The following is a 20,415-nucleotide window of genomic DNA, read 5'->3' as shown; positions in this document are numbered from 1 at the left end:
GCCCACGCATGTAGCACTCGCCCCACCGCCGCTGATCACGCCGCGACACCGAGCCGAACACATCACCCACAAACTCCGCTAACTCACCACGCAGACGCTCAACCTCGACAAGCTTCATGCAAAGGACATGCCCACCACCAGGCAAGATCACCAAACGTAACGAAGCACTACGAGGTCTCCTCCGCTGAGCGGCAGTTCGGGGTCGCTTTCCCCGAGGAATACCACGGCTTCCTCCTGGAAGTCGGCGCGGGAGGCTTCGGTCCGGGCTACGGACTGGCCTCGCTCGCCTGCCATGAGGGTCCGTGGGGCTGGCCGGAGTGGGAGGCAGAGGACCCGGCGGAGCAACAGCAGCTTGCTCGTCCGTTTCCGAGTGACGAGGAGCGCGCCCGGTGGACCGAGCAGCTGCAGATCCTGGAGAACGCGGCGATTGCGGCCGGCCAGAGCGACGACGAGGAGGTCCATCGGGTCGCCTCGGCATTCCGCGCGGCCGAGGACGAGCTCCACCCGGCGATGACCGCCGGGGCCGTACGGCTGAGCCACGAAGGGTGCGGCTACTACACCTGGCTGGTCGTCACCGGCGAGGAGCGCGGCAACCTCTGGTTCGACGCGAGATGCGTGGATGAGCCGCTTGCTCCGTTGTGGCACAGGCGGCGAAGTCGTACGCGCTTTGCCGAGTGGTATCTGGAGTGGCTCGACGAACTCCAGAGAGCAGCTCGGCACCCCGGGGTATGAACCGCGGGTCCAGCGGCGCGTCGTCGCAGCTCCGCCGGGGGGGCGCGCATGAGGTGGGCCATCGCGACCGGGGCCGGACCGCGCCGTTCACCGGCGAGAACGGCCGCCGCAAGGTGTTCGACTCCACCGGCTTCCGGCGGAGATCACCGGGAGGTCCTGGCGATCATGCGCAGGGCGCCCCGCTGGTACTTTGCCGGGAAGTCGTGGGAGGGGATTCACACCGCAGCCGTCGACGTATTCGGCATCTTCTCCGACGACCGGGACAACGCGATCAGGTTGTGCGAGGACCTGTCGCGGGACGCTGACGACCGCGTGGCGCAAGGGGCTCGTCAGCTGCACGAACTCCTGGCCGGGATCGATCCCGGTCGAATCCGACTGCTCTCCTCCGGGTTCCGGCGACCGCCCCTGGACGCCGCCGGAACAACGCGCACCCGATGCGACCTGCGTTTATGCTGGTCAGAGGGTTCCGGCGCCTGGGCCCGGCCTGCTGCCCCGCTCGTCTGCCGGCCCTCCGCCGTTGCCGGCCGGGGCGGGGGGACGCGGGCCCGGCAGGGCTTGGTGATTGAGGAATCAACCAACTGGCGGAGGTGTTGTCCCGCTCATGAAACGCATCGGCTTCCTCTCCTTCGGGCACTGGTCCGACACCCCCCACTCCGTGACGCGGACCGCCTCGGACGCGCTGCTCCAGGCCGTCGACCTCGCCGTGGCCGCGGAGGAGCTCGGGGCCGACGGGGCGTACTTCCGGGTGCACCACTTCGCCCGGCAGCTGGCCTCGCCGTTCCCGCTGCTGGCCGCGATCGGCGCCAGGACGTCGCGGATCGAGATCGGCACGGGCGTCATCGACATGCGCTACGAGAACCCCCTCTACATGGCCGAGGACGCCGGCGCCGCGGACCTCATCTCCGGCGGGCGGCTCCAGCTCGGCGTGAGCCGCGGCTCACCGGAGCAGGTCGTCGACGGGTGGCGCTACTTCGGGTACGGGCCCGGCGAAGGTGAGACCGAGGCCGACATGGCCCGCAAGCACACCGAGGTGCTGCTGGAGGTGCTGCACGGCAAGGGCTTCGCGCAGCCCAACCCGCGGCCGATGTTCCCCAACCCGCCCGGGCTGCTGCGCGTCGAGCCGCACTCGGAGGGGCTGCGGGACCGCCTGTGGTGGGGCGCGGGATCCAACTCCACCGCGGTCTGGGCCGCCGGGCTCGGCATGAACCTGATGAGCTCGACCCTCAAGAACGACGAGGGCGGCGCGCCCTTCCACGTCCAGCAGGCCGCGCAGATCCGCGCGTACCGCGAGGCGTGGGCCGAGGCGGGCTGGGAGCGCGAGCCGCGCGTCTCCGTCTCGCGCAGCATCTTCGCCCTCACCGACGACCGGGACCGTGCCTACTTCGGGCGGGACGGCGACAGCGCCGACCACGTCGGCTACATCGACGCGCAGACCCGCGCGGTCTTCGGCCGTACGTACGCCGCCGAGCCGGACGCGCTGGTGAAGCAGCTCGCCGAGGACGAGGCGATCGCGGAGGCCGACACGCTGCTGCTCACCGTGCCCAACCAGCTCGGCGTCGACTACAACGCCCACGTGCTGGAGAGCATCCTCACGCAGGTCGCCCCGGCCCTCGGCTGGCGCTGACGCCCCCGACGCGGGGTGCGGCCGGGAAGCCGCACCCCGCGGAGCAACGGGCCAATACGCTCCCGTACATGACGACTCTGGAAGCGGCACTGGGGAAAGCTCTCGATTTCCTGGAGCGCAGTGACATCGGGTGGAATCCCGCCACCATGCGCCTGATGTCCGATAGCGTCTCCGTCGACGGAAATCTGGCCGTGGTGCCGTACAGCACCATCGCCTTCCTGGACACAGGGGACTACCACGCTCATCTCCTGGGAAACAATCCGGTTGTCGTGGACCTTGGGACCGGTGAGTGTCGGTTCATGGGCTGCGACGAGGAAATCGGGGACTACTAGCACACCCGGCGCCCGGCGCTTCCTGGAAGGGAACGTGTCCCGACACGTGATCAGCATCGACAAGGCCGCCGAGCTGGCCCGCGCGTATGTCGACAAGGATCCGCTGAACTCCGCGGTGGATCTGGTGCCGGTCGACGGCATGGTCGCCGTGGTGGACGGGGGTGCCTACTTCGGGTTCCAGGAGCGTGCCTACGTCGAGACGGGGGATCCGTCGCGGATGGTGGTCGGGATCGGGCCGGTCCGGGTGGATCTGGTGACGGGCGAGTGCCGCGTGCTCGGGGGTGCGGAGGGCGCGGAGCTGGGCCTGTTCGAGAGGGACGGTCGCGCGCTCGCCGGGCCCGGCGGGTGGCGGCTCGTGCCGCCGGAGGTGGAGGGCGGCTGGCGGGCGGTGTTCGACGCGGAGCCGCGCGCATCCGACCTCGGCGGGGCCTGCCCCGGGTGCGGGGCGCGGGAGCTGCACCGCTGGTACCGGGTGGACGAGCCGCTGGACGAGGTCTTCGACGGGGTCCGGGCCGTCGCGTACGGGTGGCTCGTCGAGTGGTGCGCCGCGTGCCACCTCTGCCACGAGGACGGCGACGCGTTCGTCCCGGATTTCTGGCAGTCCCCTTACGACGTGCCGGACGCCCACGGCGTGGACTTCGCACCGCGCCGTGTCGAGGCGGCCCGGTCGGGACAGCTGGGGTAGGCCCCACGGCGGCGAGCGGCGTCAGCCCGCCGCCGTCCACGGCGGGGTCCACGTCCCCGGGGCGCCGTACCCCGGGGTCGTGGCCGCCAGGTGGGCGCGCAGCAGCGGCAGGGCGGGGTGCGGGTTGTCCCGGTGCCAGAGGAGGGCGTGCGGGTAGACCGGCGTCGGGTCGGTGACGGGGATGCAGCGCAGGCCGCGGCCCTCGGGCCGTACGAGGCGGGTCAGGCCGCCCATGAAGGTCGCCAGCGCGGGGGTGTCGGCGACGGTCTCCAGCAGGGCGTCGGAGCCGAAGTTGGGGCCGGTCGCCTCGATCGTGAGGCCGAACTCGGCGACCAGGTCGTCGTAGTACGCGGCCCATTCGGTGCCGGGGACGACGCCGGGCATCCAGATGCGGTGCCCGGCGAGGTCGGCGAGCCGCACGGAGCCGGCGGTCGCGAGGGCGTGGGCGGGGCCGGTGAACAGCTGGAGCGGCTCGTCCAGCACGCGGGCGTACGCGATGTCCTCGGGGAGCGGGCGGCCGGGCGCGGTGACGGCGCGGAAGGACGCGTCGAGCGTGCCGGAGCGGATCGCGGCGACAGCCGCCTCGATCTCGAACAGCGTCACCACGTCCAGCTCGGTCCCCGGGTGAGCCCGGTGGAAGTCGCGCATCGCGCTGGACGCGGCGCTGCGGGAGGCGAGGACGTCGACGCGCAGCGGGCGGCTGCCGGGGCGTACGGACGCGGCCGCGCGCTCGGCGGCGCACAGCAGCTCGCGCGCGTGCGGCAGGAACGCCTGGCCGTCGACGGTGAGTTCGGCGCCGCGCGGGGTGCGGGTGAACAGCCGCACGCCGAGGCCGCGCTCCAGGGCGGCGATGCGCTTGGAGACGGCCTGCTGGGTGAGCGACAGCTCCGCGGCGGCCTCCTGGAAGCGTCCCGCGTCGGCGGCGGCGACGAAGGTCCGCACGGTGTCGAGGTCCATCCCGCCAGCCTAGGGACACAACCGTGCGTTGTGCCCCGGCGGCCCGCCGGTTGTTTGCGCCCCGCCGCCCGCGCCCGCTTGGATGCTGCGCACCGCGGACCTGCACCGATGCGGGTCCGCTGGCGCGGGGCCGGTGGGGGTCGGCGGCCGCGGGCCGCCGGTGCGGGTCCGCTGGCGCGCGGGCGGTACGGGTCCGCTGACGCGGGGGCGGTACGGGTTCGCTGGCGCCGGGCCGCCGGTACGGGTCCGCTGGCGCGGGGGCGGTACGGGTCCGCTGGCGCCGGGCCGCCGGTACGGGTCCGCTGACGCGGGGCCAGCGGACGGATACGGACCGGCCGCGGTGGGTGCTCACACAGGCTGCCGCGGCGGGCCCGCCCGCCACGCACGGACAGGCACGGCCCGCGGCCTCGACAAGCCGCGCGCCACGCACGGACAGGAACGGCCCGCGGCCGCAACAAGCCGCGCGCCGCAGGTGGAGACGGGGAGGCGGACGGGTGGACGTGGCACGTAGGGCGGGCGGGGAGCGGTTGGGGCGGCGGTTCGGGTGGCTGTGGGGGGCGTACGGGACGAGCGCGCTCGGGACGTGGCTGGCCTTCGGCGCCTTTCCGCTCATCGCCGTCCGGGTGCTGCACGCCGGGCCCGCCGAGGTCGCCGCGCTGTCCGCGACGGGCGCGGCGGTCGGGGCGGCGGTGGCGGTGCCGCTGGGGCCGTGGGTGGAATTCCGCCGCAAGCGGCCGGTGCTGGTGGCGCTGGACCTGGCGCGGTGCGCGGCGCTGCTGACGATCCCGGTGGCGTACGCGCTCGGGGCGCTCACCTTCGTGCAGCTGCTGGCGGTGTCGGTCGTGGTCGCCGCCGCGGACATCGCCTTCCGCGCCGCCTCGGGCGCGTACCTCAAGACGCTGCTGCCGCCGGAGCACCTGCTCACCGCCAACGCGCGCTTCGAGTCGACGGCATGGTCGACCACGATCGTCGGGCCGCCGCTGGGCGGCATGGCGATCGGGCTGCTCGGGCCGGTGGCGACGGTGGTCGCCGACGCGGCGAGCTACCTGCTGTCCGCGCTCGGCATCCGGGCGAGCGGCGGGCGCGGCGGTGAGCGGGAGCCGCGCCCCGAGCGCGGGAAGATCCCGCGGACACGGGCGCGCGACCTGCTCGACGGCTGGCGCTTCATCCTCGCCGACCCGGCGCTGCGGCCGCTGCTCTTCTGCGCCGCCCTCTTCAACGGCCTGGTCATGGCCACCGAGCCGCTGCTGGCCGTGCTGATGCTGGGCCGCCTCGGCTTCACGCCGTGGGAGTACGGGCTGGCCTTCGCCGCGCCCTCGCTCGCGGGCCTGCTGGGCTCGCGGCTGGCCCGGTGGTTCGTGACGCGCTTCGGGCAGCACCGGGTGCTGGTCGCGTCCGGCACGCTGCGCGCGCTGTGGCCGCTCGGCCTGGCCTTCGTCGGGCCGGGGGCGGGCGGGCTGCTGCTGGTCATCGGCGTGGAGCTGGGGATGATCTTCTGCTGCGCGGTCTTCAACCCCGTCTACGCCACGACCCGCCTGCAGCGCCCCGCCCCGGACCGGGTCGCCCGCGTCCTGTCGGCCTGGGCGGTGACGACGAAGGCCTCGGCGGCGCTGCTGACGGCGGTGTGGGGCGTGCTGGGCGCGCTGATCGGCCTGCGGCCGGCGCTCGCGCTGGCGGGCGTCCTGGTCCTGGCGACCCCGCTGCTGCTCCCCCGCGCCGAACCGGAGCCGCTGCCCGTACCGGCGTGAGGGCCGCCCGCGCAGCATGTACCAGCGGCAACGCACCGCCGTCCGACCGTACTTGCCGGTCTGCCACGCAGGGGCCCGGGCCCGGGGCGCGGCTACGCGCGGGAGGCACCGACTACCAGGCTCCCGACCGCCCGCCAGGCCCCCCGGGGCACGGCTATCCGCGGGAAGCACCCCGCGGCCAGACCACGTCCACGGGTATGCCCAGCTCCCGCGCCTCCTGGACGGTGTCGGCCGTGCCGCCGCCCCGGCCGGTGGGGGGCTCGCCGTTCCACACCGCGACCAGCCGCTCGGCGCGGTGCAGCAGCGCGCGGTTGGCGGTCTCGTACGCGCGCCGGTCCGCGGTGGCGTGGTCCATGACCTCGACCTCGGCGGCGGCGCCGAGCAGCCGGTCGAAGCGCGCGGCGTGCTCGGGGGCGACCTTGGCGGCGCGGTAGTCGCGGGAGGGGACGATGACGACGAGCCGTCCGCCCGCGGCGAGCACGGCCTCGGCGAAGACGGTGTCGGCGCCGGCCGCGATGCACGACACGCCCGTCAACTCCGTCCCGGCGTACGGGGCGAGGAGTGCGTCGAGAGCGGCCCGTACGAGCGGGACGGACGGTGGTGTGAGGTCTATGTGCCCGGTCACGGCCAGCGTCACGGCGCGTGTCGTCATGGCGTTCGCTCCCCCTCGGTGGGCCCGGTCGGCCCGGTCGGTTCACTCGGCTCGGCCGGTTCAGTCGGACCGGCCCGCTCAGCCCGCTCAGCCCGCTCAACTCACTCGCCTCACTCGGCCAGTTGCTCGCGGAGCCTAGCGCGCGCCTCCCGTACGGGCGCCGCGTGCCCGTGCTCGACGGTGTAGGCGTAGAGCCACTCCGCGCCCTCGCGCACCCGGCCCGAGCGCACGCCGGCCGCGGCGTCCACGGCGGCGTGCGTCTCGGCGACGGCGGCGTGCAGGTCGCCGAGCAGGAAGTAGGTCTCGGCGAGGCCCAGTCGGTCGAGGGCGACGGCCCGCCCGGCGCCCTCGCCGCGGGTGGCGAGGGCGTGCCGGATCTCCTCGCCCGCCTGCTCGGCGTGCAGATGCGGGTCCTTGCGGGCGAGTTCGAGGTGCCTGCCGCCGGTGGTGCCGGCGAGTTCCGCCTCGTCGAAGTAGTCGATCCAGTACGGCTCCTGGCCGCTGCCGGCCGCCGCGCCGAGGGCGTGCCGGGCCTGCTCGGTGGCGCGGGTGAAGGCGGCGGTGCGGCCCATCGCGGCGAGCGCCCAGGCCTCGCGGGTGTGCAGCATGGCGCGCAGCCGCGCGCCCGCGACCTCGCGGGAGCCGTCCTGCGCGAGCCGGATCAGCTCCAGCGCGTCCGACGGCCTTCCGGCGTAGAGGAGTTGGCGGGCCATGCCGGCCAGCACGTTGGCGCCCCACAGCCGGTCGCCGCCGGCGTGCGCGGCGCGCAGGCTGAGCCGGTAGTAGTCCTGGGCTCGGCGCTGGAGGCCGGAGTCCCAGGCCATGCCCGCCGCGGTGCCGGCCAGCAGCGCGAGCACCCGGTAGAGGCGCTCCTCGACGGCCGGGGCCTGGTGCTCGCCGAGCAGGGCGGTCACCTCGGAGAGCTGGCCGAGGACCGCACGACGCCGCAGGCCGCCGCCGTAGTCGTGGTTCCAGGCGCGGAACGCCCGTGCGGTTTCCTCCAGTTGGCCGATGTCGCGCAGGCCGAGGCGCCCGGGGCGGACGCGGCGGCGGCCCGTCTCGCCGGGGTGCATCCAGCCCTCCAGCGAGTCCAGCAGGAGGGGTCCGCTCATCGCGGTGGCGGCGAGTGCGCGGGCCAGCGCCCGGCGGTCCATCGCGAGGTCCGCGCGGGTGAGCCGGGCCGCCAGGTCGACGGTCGCGGCGGCCTGCCACGGGGTGTCGACGCGCAGCGGCACCTCGGGGTCGGGCGCCGACTGCGGTGTGCGGGCGCGCTCCCAGGGGCGGGAGGCCAGGCCGAGCAGATCGCCGGGGACGCGCAGGCCGTCGGCGATCCGCCGCAGTACCTCGATGGAGGTGATGCGGGTGCTGCCGGACATGATCGTCGAGACCTTGCCGGGCGTGAGGCCGCACGCGAGGGCGATCTTGTTCTGGGACAGGCCCGCGTACTGCTTCAGCAGCCGGAAGGCGGCCGCGAAGTCGTGCTCGCGCAGGGCGTGCCGGAGTTCCGGCCTGGCCAGGACGCGGGAGGGGATGGGCGAGGGGCTCACGGTGTCCTCGGCGCTTCCTCGTGGTCGTCGGGCTCGTGGAAGCCCGACCGGGCCCTCGTCCACGGGGGTTACCGCCTCGGGAACCCACGACGGTACTACCCCCGTTCGCCCCGCTCCACGACTCTGGGTACATGCCTGATCACGAGACGGCCCCGGGGGCCGGCGCGCGCCGGGGCGCACCTCCGGTGGCACCCGGCGCACCGCGCCACTGCGACCACTGCGGGCGGACCACCACCGAGTGGGCGGTACGCGAACGCGCCGACGACCGGGGCCCGTTGGAGCTGGTGTGGTGCCGTGACGCACAGGGCTGCGGCGCCGCCCACCGCGCGAGCCGCACCCGGCCCCGGACCTGGAATTCCGGTGCCCGGCGCGGCAGTTGAGCCGGGTCGCCGGCGGTTCGCCGTGCCGCCGGAGGCCCCGCCTGCGTGGCCCGTGCTCCCCCGCGCCGGGTCACGCAGGCACCCACGCCCCGTCCGGGTCCGGGGCGGCGCTCAGTCCTCGTCCGGGAGGGCCAGCCACAGGTCGATGTTGGACACGAGGATGCGGCCCGGGCGCTGCTCGCCGCGGTCGGGGACGACCACCCGGACGTACGGGAGGTCGCCCTCGGTGACCGTCACCTTGGTGCCGCCGTAGACATCCGGCTTCTTCGCGGCGGCCGCCTTCAGCCGGCCCGCGACGTCGTCGGCGGTGTCCTGGTCCTTGGTGACCACGCACATCACCTCGGTGTTCTTGCCGCCGTCGTCCACCTGGCCGAGCACGGTCAGCTGCACCGCTTCCTTCGTGTTGAGCGTGTTGAAGTCGGCGCGGTAGACGTCGCCGAGGCAGTCCGCGGCGCGCCCGTACTGCTCCGAGCCCGCGAGCGAGTCGCCCTTGTCCGGGTCGACGGCCCGGAAGGTCTTCGTGTTCCCGGAGTAGCGCACCTCGTCGTCGGTGACCAGGATCGTCAGTTCGCCGCTGTGGCTGTCGCCGGTGCCCTCGTACGTCAGGACGTCCTTGCCGTCCTTCTTCGTCGCCTTGTAGCCGGCCGCCTTGAGCTTCGCGATCACGGCCGCGGAGTCGAAGTCGCCCTTCCAGACGCCGAGTTCGCCGGAGTCGACCTCGCTCGTGATCTGCTCGGGCTTGAGCGTGTCGCCCCACGGCGGGCCCGCGAAGCTGTTCAGCAGTGAGGCGGCCGGGTTCGCGACCACCATGTAGCGCTTCTTGTCGGACGCGCTCAGCTTGTGTACGCGGGTCTGGTCGACGTAGGTCACCTGCTTGGACGCGGCGCTCTTCGGCAGCTGCCGCAGCGCCTTCTCCGTCGCCGAGCCACCGCCCGAGTCGGACGAGCAGCCGCTCACGGCGGCCGCGGCCAGCACGACGGCGGCGAGCGCGGGGGCGGAGGCGCGGGTGGCGGCGGAGGCGGACGGGGCAGCGGATCTGTGGGGTCCTATGTGCATGACAGTGCAGCCTAGGCCGTACCAACCCCCGCCGGGCAGACGCGACTTGTCAGACGCGAACCGCAGGCGACGGCGTCAGTCCAGGGCGGCGACGGCTTTCTGCACCTGGGCCACGAGCGCGTCCGGCATCGGGCCGTAGCCGAGGGCGGTGGCGTCCTGCCTGCCCTGCGCGCCCGTCGCGTACGCCAGGAAGGCCCGGAGCACGGCGAGGGATTCGGCGGAGGTGCCCTTCGAGCAGACCACGGCGTAGCTGACGGCGGTGAGCGGGTAGGCGCCCGGCGCGGGGCCGCCGCCGGGGGTGAGGACGAGGTCGCCGCCGGGGCCGCCGCCCACGGCCGCGTGCGCGGCGAAGGCGGTCGCGGTGGTGGGGCCGACGCCCACGGGGTCGCCGACGCCGGTCGCGAGCCGCGCGGTGGCGAGGGAGTCGGTGGTCCCGGCGTTGAGGTAGCCGATCGAACCCGCCACCGTCCCGACCTCGTGCTCCTGGGCGAGCGCGCCCATGCTCCCCACCCCGCTCTTCCCCGGCCACGCGGTGTCGGGGGTGTAGGGCCAGGCGGTTCCGGCGGTGTCGTGGAGGTAGGCGGTCAGGACCCGGGTCGAGCTGCTGTCGTCGGCGCGGTGGACGGCGCGGACGGCGGTTGCGGGGAGCGTGGCGTCCGGGTTGAGCTTGCCGATCGCCGCGTCGTTCCAGCGGGTGATGCGGCCGTCGAAGATCTTCGCGAGCGTGAGCGCGTCCAGGACCAGGTCCTTCACGCCGGGCACGTTGTAGACGACCGCCACCTGGGTGGCGGCGAGCGGCAGGTCGACGGCACGCCCGCCGCTGCCGCTGCCGGCGCTGTCGCAGCGCAGGGTCGACTGGTCGGCGCTCTTGCGGTCGAGCGGGGCGTCGTCCACCGCGAAGTCCGCCTGTCCGGACAGGAAGCTCGCGAGGCCCGCGGCCGGGCCCGTGGGCAGGTAGTCGGCCGTGGCGCCGGGGCACCGCGCCTGGAAGCCCTGCACCCACCGGTTCATGAGCGACGCGACCAGGTTCGAGCCGTCCCCCCGGACGCGGCCCTGGGCCCCGCCGCAGGAGAAGGGGACAGCGGCGGCGGAGGACGGGCCCGAGGACTTCGGCTGCGAGGAGGCCGCGCCCTTGCCGGGGCTGTCGGCCGAGGCGTGGCCGCCGCCGTGGTCGTGCAGGACGAGGAGGGGTACGGTCACGGCCGCCGTGAGGGCGAGGACGGCGCCGCCGACGACGACCGCGGTGCGCTTCCGCTTCCCCGGCCGCGCGGCCGGGGCGCCGGGGGCGGGTCCCCTATATGGGGCGGGTGGTACGGGTGGGGCCGCGGGGGCCGCGTCCGGGCGGGTCGGCGCGTCCGCGGGGGCCGGGGCGTCCGGGCGGGTCGGGGTGTCGGCGGGCGCCGGTACGAAAGCGGGCCCAGGAGGTACGGGCGCGGGCCCAGGAGGTACGGGCGCCGGCCCGGGAGGTACGGGCGCCGACCCGGGGGCTTCGGGCACGGCCCCCGAGGCAGCAGGCGGCCCGCCCGTGGGGGCCGACAAGGACGCGAGCAGCTCCCGCGCCGTCGGCCGCTCGCCGGCCTCCTTCACCAGGCACGCCGCGACGAGCGGGCGCAGCGCGCCGGGCAACCCCGTCAGGTCGGGCTCCTCGTGGACGACCCGGTAGCCGACGCCGTCCGCGCTCATCCCGTCGAAGGGGCCGCGGCCGGTGGCGGCGAAGGCCAGCACGCAGCCGAGTGCGAAGACGTCGCCCTCGGGGCCGGTGCCGCCGGTGCGCAGTTGCTCGGGGGCCATGTAGCCGGGCGTACCGATGACGACGCCGGTGGTGGTGAGGGGGGCGGCGGCGACGGCGCGGGCGATGCCGAAGTCGATGACGCGCGGGCCGTCGTCGGCGAGCAGGACGTTGCCCGGTTTGAGGTCGCGGTGGACGAGGCCCGCGCGGTGGATGTCGCGCAGCGCCTCGGCGAGCCCGGCGGCCAGCCGGTGCAGGGCCGCCACGGCGAGCGGGCCCGCGGACGCGACGTGCTCGTGCAGCGTGGGGCCGGGCACGAAGAGGGTGGCGAGCCAGGGCTGCCCGGCGTCCGGGTCGGCGTCCACCACGGGCGCGGTGAAGGCCCCGCTGACCTGCCGCGCCGCCTCGACCTCGCGCCGGAAGCGGACGCGGAAGCCCTCGTCGGTGACCAGTTCGGGCCGGATGACCTTGATCGCGAGCCGCCGCCCGGACACCGAGCGGCCGAGGTAGACCACGCCCATGCCCCCGGCGCCCAGCCTGCGCTCCAGCCGATAGCCGCCGATGGCCGACGGGTCCCCCTCCTGCAGCGTCACCGCGCGCTCCCTCCCCTTTTCCCAGAGCAGCACCAGGATAGGGACGCCCGGCCCGCCCGGTGGCCGCACCAAAAGACGGCCGACTTGTCCGTTTTACCGGTTAAGGCGTAAATGAGTTCTTCAGGAACTTAAGGACTTATTCATGCGATAAAGCCGCGGAACGGGAACCCGCGGGAACGTGACGCGCATCACAGGACGCACATCACTTACTACCCCGCTTAGTGGAATACCGGCCCCTCCCCCAGGCCATTCCGCACGGTACGGCGGCGCCCGCCGCCCCCGCTTTCTACTAGGCCGCTTAGAACACCAGGTAATTGTCGCGTCAAATTCCAGCTGATACCAATGTGCTCGCCGCAGCGCACCGCAAACCAATTGCGGGTCGGATTGGCATCGGCGGGGGCCGGCGTCTGCGGACAGGTAATAACTGGAACGAGGTCCGCACCATGCCGAAGCACGCCCGTAACCGCTCGCTCGCAAAGCGTCTGGTCTCCGTGCGCGGAGCCGTCGTCGTCGGAACGTTCGCCGCGCTCTCCTGCGGGATCGTCACCGGCACGGCGAGCGCCGCCACCCCGGAGAAGGCCCCCGCCAAGTCGACCGTCACCGCGAAGCAGAAGGCCGAGCACAAAGCCGCCAAGCGCACGTACACGGTCAAGAAGGGCGACACCCTGATCGGCATCGCCCGGCACCACAAGGTGACCGGCGGCTGGAAGGGCATAGCCGCCCGCAACCACATCCACAGCCCGTACATCATCCACCCGGGCCAGGTGCTCCAGCTCCCGCACGCCCCGCACGCGAAGGCCCCCGCGGCCAAGGCCCCGGCAGCCAAGGCGACCACGGCCGCCCCGGCCGCCGAGAAGACGTCCACCACGTCCACCACGGCCACCGCGCAGACGGCGAGCACCGCCACCGCCTACCCGGACAACCTGGACGGCTGGATCAACCACTCGCTGGCCATCATGAAGCAGCAGGGAATTCCCGGCTCCTACGACGGCATCTACCGCAACATCATCCGCGAGTCCTCCGGCAACCCCAATGCCATCAACCTCTGGGACTCCAACGCCGCGGCCGGCACCCCGTCCATCGGCCTTCTCCAGGTGATCCAGCCGACGTTCGACGCCTACCACGTGCCGGGCACCTCGACGAACATCTACGACCCGGTCGCGAACATCACCGCGGCGTGCAATTACGCCTACCACGTGTACGGCTCGATCGACAACGTCAACGGCCCTTACTAGGCCGCGAATTCACCCGCGGAACGGCTGAATTCCCTTTCCGCGGGAAGCCCGTGACCGCCGCGTCCGGTACGGCCCGCTCCAGCGCGGGCCCGCACCGTACGCGGCGGCCGTGTTCAGCGGGCGGTGCAGGTCAGCGTCGGCGGCGGGTTGCCGCCGCTGTAGCTGCCCAGGAAGCCGAAGGTGGTCGCGCCGCCCGCGGCAAGGTGGCCGTCGTAGTCGGCGTTGGTGGCGGTGACCCTGGTGCCGTGCTGGGCGACGGTCGCGCTCCAGCCGCCGCCGGCCCGCTGGCCGCCGCCGTAGTCCCAGCTGACCTCCCAGCCGTCGATGTCCCTCGGCCCGGCGGTGACGGTGACGTTCGCGACGAAGGCGTTGCCCCAGTCCGCGGTGACGGTGTAGGCGGCCGTGCAGTCCCCGTAGTGCTTGACGTCGCCCAGCTCGTCGAGCGTCACGACGTACGGATCGGCGTAGACGCGCTTGAGGAAGTCGAGGTCGTTGCTCGCCGGGTCCTGCTCGGAGCCCGACCAGGCGACGAAGTACGACCACTGGGCCTGGTAGGCGCGCAGCAGGTCGGGGTCGGGGATCGTGCCCACCTCGGCCAGGGCGGCGACCTTGGTGTCGCCGGTGAGCGACAGCTCGTGGTCGTACGTCAGGGCCACCGGCCCGTGGTCGCCGGCCTGCGGGTAGGAGTCGGCGCTGACCATGTCGACCACGTCGTCACCCGGATACCAGGCCGGATCCACCGAATTCCACTGCCAGATCAGGTTGTGGATGCCGTCGACCCGGGTCAGCCGGTCGTGCATCAGCCGGTAGAGCGCCTTGGCGGGCTCCGGGCCCTTCGCGCCCCACCAGAACCAGCCGCCCTCGGCCTCGTGCAGCGGCCGCCAGATCACCGGCACCCCGGCGTCCTGGAGGCGGCCGAGCTGCACGGCGATGGCGTCGATGTCGCGCAGCAGCAGCTGGTAGTCCGTGCCGGACGGATCGGCCAGTGCCGCCTGGAGGTCGAAGGTGGTCGAGTCGGTGTAGAAGCCCCGCCACCACTCCTTGCCCGGCTGGTCGATGAGGCCGGAGGGGGCGTTCCAATGCCAGCAGAAGGTGACGATGCCGCCGCGGGCGTCCCAGGCGAGGGCGTTCTCCGTCTCGGTGGACGTGGTGCCGCGCTCGACCCGGCTGGGCGAGTAGTCCATCATGTCCAGGCCCTCGATCGCCGGGGCCTTGCCGACGTTGTCCTCCACCCAGCTCTCGTCGGCGGCGCCCTGCTGGCCGCTGAGGATGTCCTGGCCGTAGTGCGCGGCCAGGTACTTCATGAGCGACTTCGCCTCGGGTGTGGCCTGCGGGTCGGTCAGCTCGCCGGTCACCTGGTGCGGCGGGCGGGGCGGGGCCGGGGTGAGCGAGATCGAGTCGATCAGGTACCACCCCCAGTCGTCCACGACGGTCACCGTGTTGGTGCCGGCCTTGAGCAGGACGTTGCCCGCGGCCGCGTCCGTCCAGTCGGTGGTGCCGGGGAGCGAGATCTCGCCGACCCCGGCGTCGTTGACCAGGAGGTTGGCCTTCTTGTCGCCGTACGGGCCGTCGTAGCGCACCGACAGGCTGTAGAGGCCGCCGGGGCTGTCCGGCACGGTGAAGGTGACGCTGTCGGAGGCGGTGTCGAAGCCCTCCGCGTATCCGGTGCCCTGGTAGCCGGGGACGGAGGTGCCCACGGTCACGCCGTCGAGGGCGGCGTCCTCGGCCTGGTAGACGGTGGTGGGCGGCGGGTCCGCGGCGTGGGCGGCGCCGGGGGCCAGCACGGCGGCTGCCGGAAGGGTGAGCAGGCAGGCGACCAGCAGCCGGACGAGTCTGCCGCGGCGGTGGGTGCGGGGGGACAAGGATTTCTCCACGGGTGTGAGGGGATGGACGAATGGGAGCGCTCCCATGGAGCCAGCCGACAGCCCTTCCCGTCAACGGGCGTGCAGCACCGGGCGATCACGGCGTGCTTGACGGGCCCTCGGCCGGGCGGCCATCGTGACCCGTGGGAGCGCTCCCGCAGCGGCGCCCCCAGCAGTGCAACCGGCAAGCTTCGTCCGCCCTCCCCACAGGGCACAAGGTCACGAGGAGACTTCCCTTGCGCACTCCCCCCACATCCGCAGGCCTGCTGCGGCGGGCCGCGGCCGTACTGGCCCTACCGGCGGCGCTGCTGGTGGCCGGCGTACCGGCCGCTGCGGCACCGGCGGGCCATACCGCCCGCGCTGCCGCCGCCCCGGCGGCGTCCGCCACCGCCTCCGTGAGCGTCGACACCGGCAGCGTCCTGGCAACAGTGCCGTCCACCGCCGTCGGCCTCAACGCGTCCACCTACGACTCCGCCCTGACCGACCCCGCGGTGCCGGGGCTCGTCAAGGACGCCGGGGTCGGCGTGATGCGCTTCCCCGGCGGCACCTCGTCGGACTCCTACGACTGGAAGACCAACACCGACGTCCTGTCCGGGCAGCAGCAGGCCCGCGACTTCGACCAGTTCATGTCCGTCGCCGACGCGGCCGGCACCCAGCCGATGATCACCGTCAACTACGGCACCGGCGACACGGTCGGGAAGACCCGCTCCCCCCAGGAGACCGGCGCGCAGGTCGCCGCCGACTGGGTGCGGTACGCCAACGTCGAGCACCACTACGGCGTCAAGTACTGGGAGATCGGCAACGAGATCTACGGCAACGACACCTACAACGCCTACTGGGAGCCCGACGAGCACTGCGGCGCCACCTTCCCGCCGGCCACCCAGCCCGACACCTGCGGTCCGGCCGTCTACGCGCAGGTCGCCGCGCAGTACATCGCGGCGATGAAGGCCGTCGACCCGACGATCCAGGTCGGCGTCGTGCTGACCGCGCCGGGCAGCTGGCCCGACGGCATCACCGCGCCCGGCAGCCCGCAGCCGTGGAACGAGACGGTGCTCTCCACCCTCGGCAGCGCGCCCGACTTCGCCGACGTCCACTGGTATCCGCAGAACCCGAGCAACGTCACCCCGCCCGGCCCCACGGACGCCGGGCTGCTCGCCGACGCCGGGCAGATCCCGGACATCACCGCCGGGCTGCGCGCGCAGTTCGCCGCCCACTCCGGCACCCCCGACGTCCCGATCATGCTGACGGAGACCAACTCCGTCTCGTCCAACCCCGGCAAGCAGACGACCGGCCAGGTCAACGCGCTGCACCTGATCCAGGACTACGCGGGCTGGATCTCCAACGGCGTGGCCAACGTGGACTGGTGGCAGCTCCACAACGGCATGGTCACCTCCGGCGACAACGGCTCCGAGCTGTACGGGACGACGCAGTACGGCGACTACGGCGTGCTGTCCGACGCCAGTTGCGGCACGATCGGCGGCGAGCGGGTCTGCGAACCGGCCGCCGACACGCCCTTCCCGGCGTACTACGGCCTCAAGCTCACCGGCGCGTTCCTGCGCCCCGGCGACAAGGTGGTCAAGGCGACCTCCAGCGATCCGCTGCTCCAGGCCTACGCGGTGACGTCCGCGGACGGCTCGGTCAAGGTGATGCTGGTCAACGACGACCCGTCCGCCACCTACGCCGTGAACCTGTCGTACACCGGCTTCACCCCCGCCGCGGGCGCCCCGGCCACCTCCGTCCTGGCGCCCCCCGGCACGGGCATCACCACCGGGCAGGGCGGCACCGCCACCGCCCAGGACCTCGCCGCCTACACTGCGGCCCTGGTCACGGTACGGCCCGCGGGCAGCGGCACGGCGTCCTGCAAGGTCGCCTACAGCGTGAACGACTGGGGCGGCGGCTTCACCGGCACGGTCACGGTCACCAACACCGCCGCCGCGCCCGCCACCGGCTGGACGCTCGGCTACACCTGGCCCGGCACCCAGCAGATCACCACCGGCTGGAACGCCACCTGGACCCAGACCGGCGCCCGGGTCACCGCGGCCGCCCCGGACTGGGCGCGCACCCTCCAGCCCGGCGCGTCCACCACCCTCGGCTTCAACGCCACCTACACCGGCGCCAATCCGCCCCCCACGGCCTTCACCCTGAACGGCGCCCCCTGCACCACCGGGTGACGCCGTAGGCCCCGCGAAGCCCCGGCAGGTCGCACGCGGCGACCGGCCGGGGCTTCGTCACGCACGGGCGCCGCCCGTCACGGGGACGGGCGGCGCGGGTGCGGCGGCTTCGGTCGGGAAGGAAGGAGCCGCCGGGTCGGGAACGGATCAGGAGCAGGTCAGGAGCAGGGGGTGCCGTTCAGGGTGAAGGCGGTGGGGGACGCCGTGCTGCCCGTCGCGGTGCCCTGGAAGCCGAAGGACTGCGAACCGCCCGCCGGGATGGAGCCGTTGTAGGCCATGCTGCTGGCCGTGACGGCGCCGGAGGACGGGCTCACCGTGGCGTTCCAGGCGCTGGTGACGGTCTGGCCCGAGGGCAGGGTGAAGCCGAGCTTCCAGCTGCTGACCGCGCTGGAGCCGGTGTTGGCGATCGTGACGTTGGCGGTGAAGCCGCCGGACCAGGTCTGCGCCGCGTAGGTCACCTTGCAGGCCGACGAGCCCGTACCGCCGGTGCTGCCGCCGTTGGTCGTACCCGCGGTGGTGCCGCCGTTGGACGTACCGCTCGACGTACCGCCGTTGGTGGTGCCGCTCGACGTACCGCCGTTGGTCGAGCTGCCGCCGGTGTTGACCGAGGACGAGAAGGAGTTGACGGACAGGCCCGCGCCGTTCTGCCAGGGCTCGAACCCGGCCTGGACGCTGGTGAGGTACCAGTTGCTCTGGGCCAGCCCGCGGCTGATCGTCTCGTTCGCGAAGTCCTTGACGTCGAAGCTCCAGCTGTCGATCGCCGAGGGCGCGACGAAGGAGATCACGTCGTTGCCGCCGTTGTTGCCCGTCCAGACGTCCCAGCTGCGGCCGCCGACGTTGGCGGTGCCGACCTTGGAGCCCACCGGCTGGACCGGGCCGACGTGGTTGAACCACACCATGATCTCGGTCTTGTTGACGCCGTCGGTCTTCGCGGTCGGGTCCAGCCAGATGTCGTAGGCCGCGTCGAAGACCGCGTTGCCGACGTAGCCGTACGAGATGCTCGTGGGCGCGCTGCTGATGCCGCTGAGCTGCGCGGGCAGGTTGGTGCCGGGCGAGCAGTTCTTGTAGTGGCAGCCGTTGTAGATCGACGGGTACGACTTCGGCGCGCCGTTGGTCGCCACCGAGCCGTCGGCCGTGGTGACCTGGAAGCCGTTGCTGGTGACGTTGATGCACTGGGCCTCGGTGGTGCCCCAGCGGTTGTTCTGCACGACGTACTTGCCCGCGGTCGTCGACCCGTACTGGTCGCAGATCTGGGTGTCGGCGTGCGCGGCCGGGGCGGAGGCCAGGGTGACCAGGCCGCCGACGCCGATGCCGAGCGCCGCGAGCGCGGCGACGGCGGTTCTGCGCGTGGAGCGGAGAGCTTGCTGTAGCGACTTCATGCTTGTCCCTTCGATGACAGGCACGGAGGTGGGGGGACCGAGCAAGCGCGGTGCGGGCGGGCTCCTTTCGACGCGATTCGATCGTGGTTCGATGCGATTCGATCTGTATGGGAGCGCTCCCACAACTGCTTCGGAACAAGGACGGTAAGGGCGTCGTCCCACACGTGGCAAGAGCCCCGTCCGACCCACGCACGTATCCGCAGGTGGGCGCCACCGCCCGGCGCGGGGCACTGCGCTGGACGGGGGCCGTATGGGCGCGTCGCGGGACGCGTGCACGGGCCGGGCGGGGCCCGCGGGTTGACTGGGCCGCCGGACGGGAGCGGGCGGAGGCGGCGCGGTGGCGGGCGGACACGGGAGTGGCGGCGGCGGTACGGACGCGGGGCGCGAGGGCGGCGGCGGGGGCGGTGGCGGTACGGACGCGGGGCGCGCGGGCGGCCGCGAGGTGTGCGGCTCCGGCGGTGCGGGCGGCGGGAGCGGCCACCGCCCGCACCCCGCCGCCGGGACCCTTGACTACGCAGCCCTCTTCGCCGCGGTCCCGGCCGCCTGCGTCGTCCTCGACCCCGACCTCAGGATCGTCACCTGCAACAGCGCCTACACCGAGGCCACCGGCCGCACCGCCGGCGAGCTGACCGGATGCAGCTTCTTCGACGCCTATCCGCCCGACCCGGACGAGCCGGCGTCCCAGGGCGCCGAGGCCCAGCGCCACGGCCTGGAGCTGGCCCGGCAGACCGGCGAGAGCAACATGCTGCTGCTGCACCGCTTCGCGATTCCGCACCCCGAGCGCCCCGGCGAGTTCGAACCGCGCTGGTGGAACGTCACCAACCGCCCGATCGTCGGTCCGGAGGGGCAGGTGGACCTGATCATCCACCGCATCGACGACGTCACGTCCTTCGTGCGCTGGGAGCGCGAGGGCGCCGAGCCGGTCGCGGACGGCGAGCTGATGAAGGCGCCGCGCGCGGAGCTGTTCACCCGGGCCCACGAGCTGCAGCAGGCCAACGCGCGGCTCCAGGAGGCGACCAGCCGCACCCGCGACCTGGCGCTGACCCTCCAGCGCGCGATGCTCTCCACCCCCGACCTGGAGGCCCACCCGGAGATCGCGGTGCGCTACCGCCCCGCGATGCGCGAGCTGAACGCGTGCGGCGACTGGTACGACGTGGTGGACCTGCCGGACGGGCGGCTCGGTCTGACGGTGGGGGACGTCGTCGGCCACGGCGTGGACGCGGCGAGCGTCATGGGCATGTTGCGCAGCGCGCTGAGCGCGGCGATGCGCAGCGCGGACGGGCCGAGCGGCGCGCTGGAGACGCTGGGCCTGTACGCGCGGGCGCTGCCCGGCGCGATGTCCTCGACGACCTTCGCGTGCCAGGTCTTCCCGGAGAGCAGGGTGCTCACGTACAGCAACGCGGGCCACCCGCCCACGGTGCTGATGAGCACCGACGGCTCCTTCTGCTTCCTGGACCAGGCGACCGACCCGCCGCTGGGCGTACGGCTGGAGCACGTCCCGCGCCCGCAGGCGACCGTCGAGTACCGGCGGGGCGATCTGCTGGTGATGTACACCGACGGCCTGATCGAGCGGCGGGACGAGGACATCGATGTCGGCCTGGACCGGCTCGTCTCCGCCGTCCGCGAACTGCGCAGCCTCACGCCCGAGGAGCTGGCGGACGGCCTGCTGACGGCGATGGCCAGGCCGGACGGCTCGGAGGACGACGTCTCGCTGATGGTGGTCCGGCTCTGAG

The 20,415-nt window shown here is 73.5% G+C and carries 15 protein-coding genes; 8 read left to right on the top strand and 7 right to left on the bottom strand.

Translation table 11 applies throughout. From position 1 onward, the window contains the following. The 4 genes from ACH4SL_RS12040 to ACH4SL_RS12025 form a co-directional block, all read left to right on the top strand. The coding region (locus tag ACH4SL_RS12040) for a hypothetical protein (RefSeq protein WP_398444039.1) at positions 1-732 on the top strand (732 nt) is incomplete at its 5' end. 601 nt (positions 733-1,333) lie between these two features. After that, positions 1,334-2,356 (top strand): LLM class flavin-dependent oxidoreductase, encoded by a 1,023-nt coding sequence (locus ACH4SL_RS12035; protein ID WP_398444037.1) that lies wholly within the window; start codon positions 1,334-1,336, stop codon positions 2,354-2,356. Positions 2,357-2,424: 68 nt separating this feature from the next. Continuing rightward, positions 2,425-2,688, top strand: coding sequence for a YrhB domain-containing protein (locus tag ACH4SL_RS12030; protein WP_398444035.1), 264 nt, complete (start codon positions 2,425-2,427; stop codon positions 2,686-2,688). A gap of 34 nt (positions 2,689-2,722) precedes the next feature. Continuing rightward, entirely contained in the window at positions 2,723-3,373 is a 651-nt protein-coding gene (locus tag ACH4SL_RS12025) for a hypothetical protein (RefSeq protein ID WP_398444033.1), read from the top strand. Positions 3,374-3,394: 21 nt separating this feature from the next. On the opposite strand, the gene ACH4SL_RS12020 is transcribed toward ACH4SL_RS12025, so the two are convergent. After that, positions 3,395-4,330: a LysR family transcriptional regulator gene (locus tag ACH4SL_RS12020; protein WP_398444031.1), complete on the bottom strand. Its 936-nt coding sequence runs from the start codon at positions 4,328-4,330 to the stop codon at positions 3,395-3,397. A gap of 494 nt (positions 4,331-4,824) precedes the next feature. On the opposite strand from ACH4SL_RS12020, the gene ACH4SL_RS12015 reads away from it, so the two are divergent. Next, positions 4,825-6,078 (top strand): MFS transporter, encoded by a 1,254-nt coding sequence (locus ACH4SL_RS12015; RefSeq protein ID WP_398444029.1) that lies wholly within the window; start codon positions 4,825-4,827, stop codon positions 6,076-6,078. A gap of 154 nt (positions 6,079-6,232) precedes the next feature. Here the strand turns inward: ACH4SL_RS12015 and ACH4SL_RS12010 are convergent, their stop codons facing one another. The 4 genes from ACH4SL_RS12010 to ACH4SL_RS11995 all read right to left on the bottom strand — a co-directional run bounded on the left by ACH4SL_RS12010 (position 6,233) and on the right by ACH4SL_RS11995 (position 12,035). Then, positions 6,233-6,730, bottom strand: a complete 498-nt coding sequence (locus ACH4SL_RS12010; protein ID WP_398444027.1) for a hypothetical protein — start codon at positions 6,728-6,730, stop codon at positions 6,233-6,235. 110 nt (positions 6,731-6,840) lie between these two features. Beyond that, positions 6,841-8,277 (bottom strand): helix-turn-helix domain-containing protein, encoded by a 1,437-nt coding sequence (locus ACH4SL_RS12005; protein ID WP_398444025.1) that lies wholly within the window; start codon positions 8,275-8,277, stop codon positions 6,841-6,843. 491 nt (positions 8,278-8,768) lie between these two features. Beyond that, positions 8,769-9,713, bottom strand: coding sequence for a hypothetical protein (locus ACH4SL_RS12000; RefSeq protein ID WP_398444023.1), 945 nt, complete (start codon positions 9,711-9,713; stop codon positions 8,769-8,771). Between the two features lie 75 nt (positions 9,714-9,788). Beyond that, the gene (locus ACH4SL_RS11995) at positions 9,789-12,035 is read right to left on the bottom strand and encodes a serine/threonine-protein kinase (RefSeq protein WP_398444021.1); all 2,247 of its coding nucleotides are present in this window, start codon (positions 12,033-12,035) and stop codon (positions 9,789-9,791) included. 443 nt (positions 12,036-12,478) lie between these two features. Between ACH4SL_RS11995 and ACH4SL_RS11990 the strand changes: the two genes are divergently transcribed. Beyond that, positions 12,479-13,270: a LysM peptidoglycan-binding domain-containing protein gene (locus ACH4SL_RS11990; protein WP_398444018.1), complete on the top strand. Its 792-nt coding sequence runs from the start codon at positions 12,479-12,481 to the stop codon at positions 13,268-13,270. Between the two features lie 113 nt (positions 13,271-13,383). On the opposite strand, the gene ACH4SL_RS11985 is transcribed toward ACH4SL_RS11990, so the two are convergent. Beyond that, entirely contained in the window at positions 13,384-15,132 is a 1,749-nt protein-coding gene (locus ACH4SL_RS11985) for a glycosyl hydrolase (RefSeq protein WP_398444016.1), read from the bottom strand. A gap of 236 nt (positions 15,133-15,368) precedes the next feature. On the opposite strand from ACH4SL_RS11985, the gene ACH4SL_RS11980 reads away from it, so the two are divergent. After that, positions 15,369-17,303: a cellulose binding domain-containing protein gene (locus ACH4SL_RS11980; protein WP_398444014.1), complete on the top strand. Its 1,935-nt coding sequence runs from the start codon at positions 15,369-15,371 to the stop codon at positions 17,301-17,303. Positions 17,304-17,461: 158 nt separating this feature from the next. Here the strand turns inward: ACH4SL_RS11980 and ACH4SL_RS11975 are convergent, their stop codons facing one another. Then, positions 17,462-18,682 carry a cellulose binding domain-containing protein gene (locus ACH4SL_RS11975; protein WP_398444011.1) on the bottom strand — a complete coding sequence of 407 codons (1,221 nt, stop codon included), beginning with the start codon at positions 18,680-18,682 and terminating at the stop codon, positions 17,462-17,464. 337 nt (positions 18,683-19,019) lie between these two features. Between ACH4SL_RS11975 and ACH4SL_RS11970 the strand changes: the two genes are divergently transcribed. After that, on the top strand, positions 19,020-20,414 hold the full coding sequence (locus tag ACH4SL_RS11970) for a SpoIIE family protein phosphatase (protein ID WP_398444009.1): 1,395 nt from the start codon (positions 19,020-19,022) through the stop codon (positions 20,412-20,414). Position 20,415: the final 1 nt, after the last annotated feature.

Source organism: Streptomyces sp. NPDC021020 (assembly GCF_044333285.1).
GTDB lineage: Bacteria > Actinomycetota > Actinomycetes > Streptomycetales > Streptomycetaceae > Actinacidiphila.
Note: the sequence above shows the minus strand (reverse complement) of the source record. Positions and strands in the feature narration are given on the sequence as shown.

What these genes read in the sequence shown, in the direction of transcription:
- ACH4SL_RS12010 (WP_398444027.1), bottom strand. Translation starts at nt 6,730, where the DNA reads ATGACGACACGCGCCGTGACGCTGGCCGTGACCGGGCACATAGACCTC.
- ACH4SL_RS12035 (WP_398444037.1), top strand. Translation starts at nt 1,334, where the DNA reads ATGAAACGCATCGGCTTCCTCTCCTTCGGGCACTGGTCCGACACCCCC.
- ACH4SL_RS11990 (WP_398444018.1), top strand. Translation starts at nt 12,479, where the DNA reads ATGCCGAAGCACGCCCGTAACCGCTCGCTCGCAAAGCGTCTGGTCTCC.
- ACH4SL_RS12030 (WP_398444035.1), top strand. Translation starts at nt 2,425, where the DNA reads ATGACGACTCTGGAAGCGGCACTGGGGAAAGCTCTCGATTTCCTGGAG.
- ACH4SL_RS12000 (WP_398444023.1), bottom strand. Translation starts at nt 9,713, where the DNA reads ATGCACATAGGACCCCACAGATCCGCTGCCCCGTCCGCCTCCGCCGCC.
- ACH4SL_RS12020 (WP_398444031.1), bottom strand. Translation starts at nt 4,330, where the DNA reads ATGGACCTCGACACCGTGCGGACCTTCGTCGCCGCCGCCGACGCGGGA.
- ACH4SL_RS11975 (WP_398444011.1), bottom strand. Translation starts at nt 18,682, where the DNA reads ATGAAGTCGCTACAGCAAGCTCTCCGCTCCACGCGCAGAACCGCCGTC.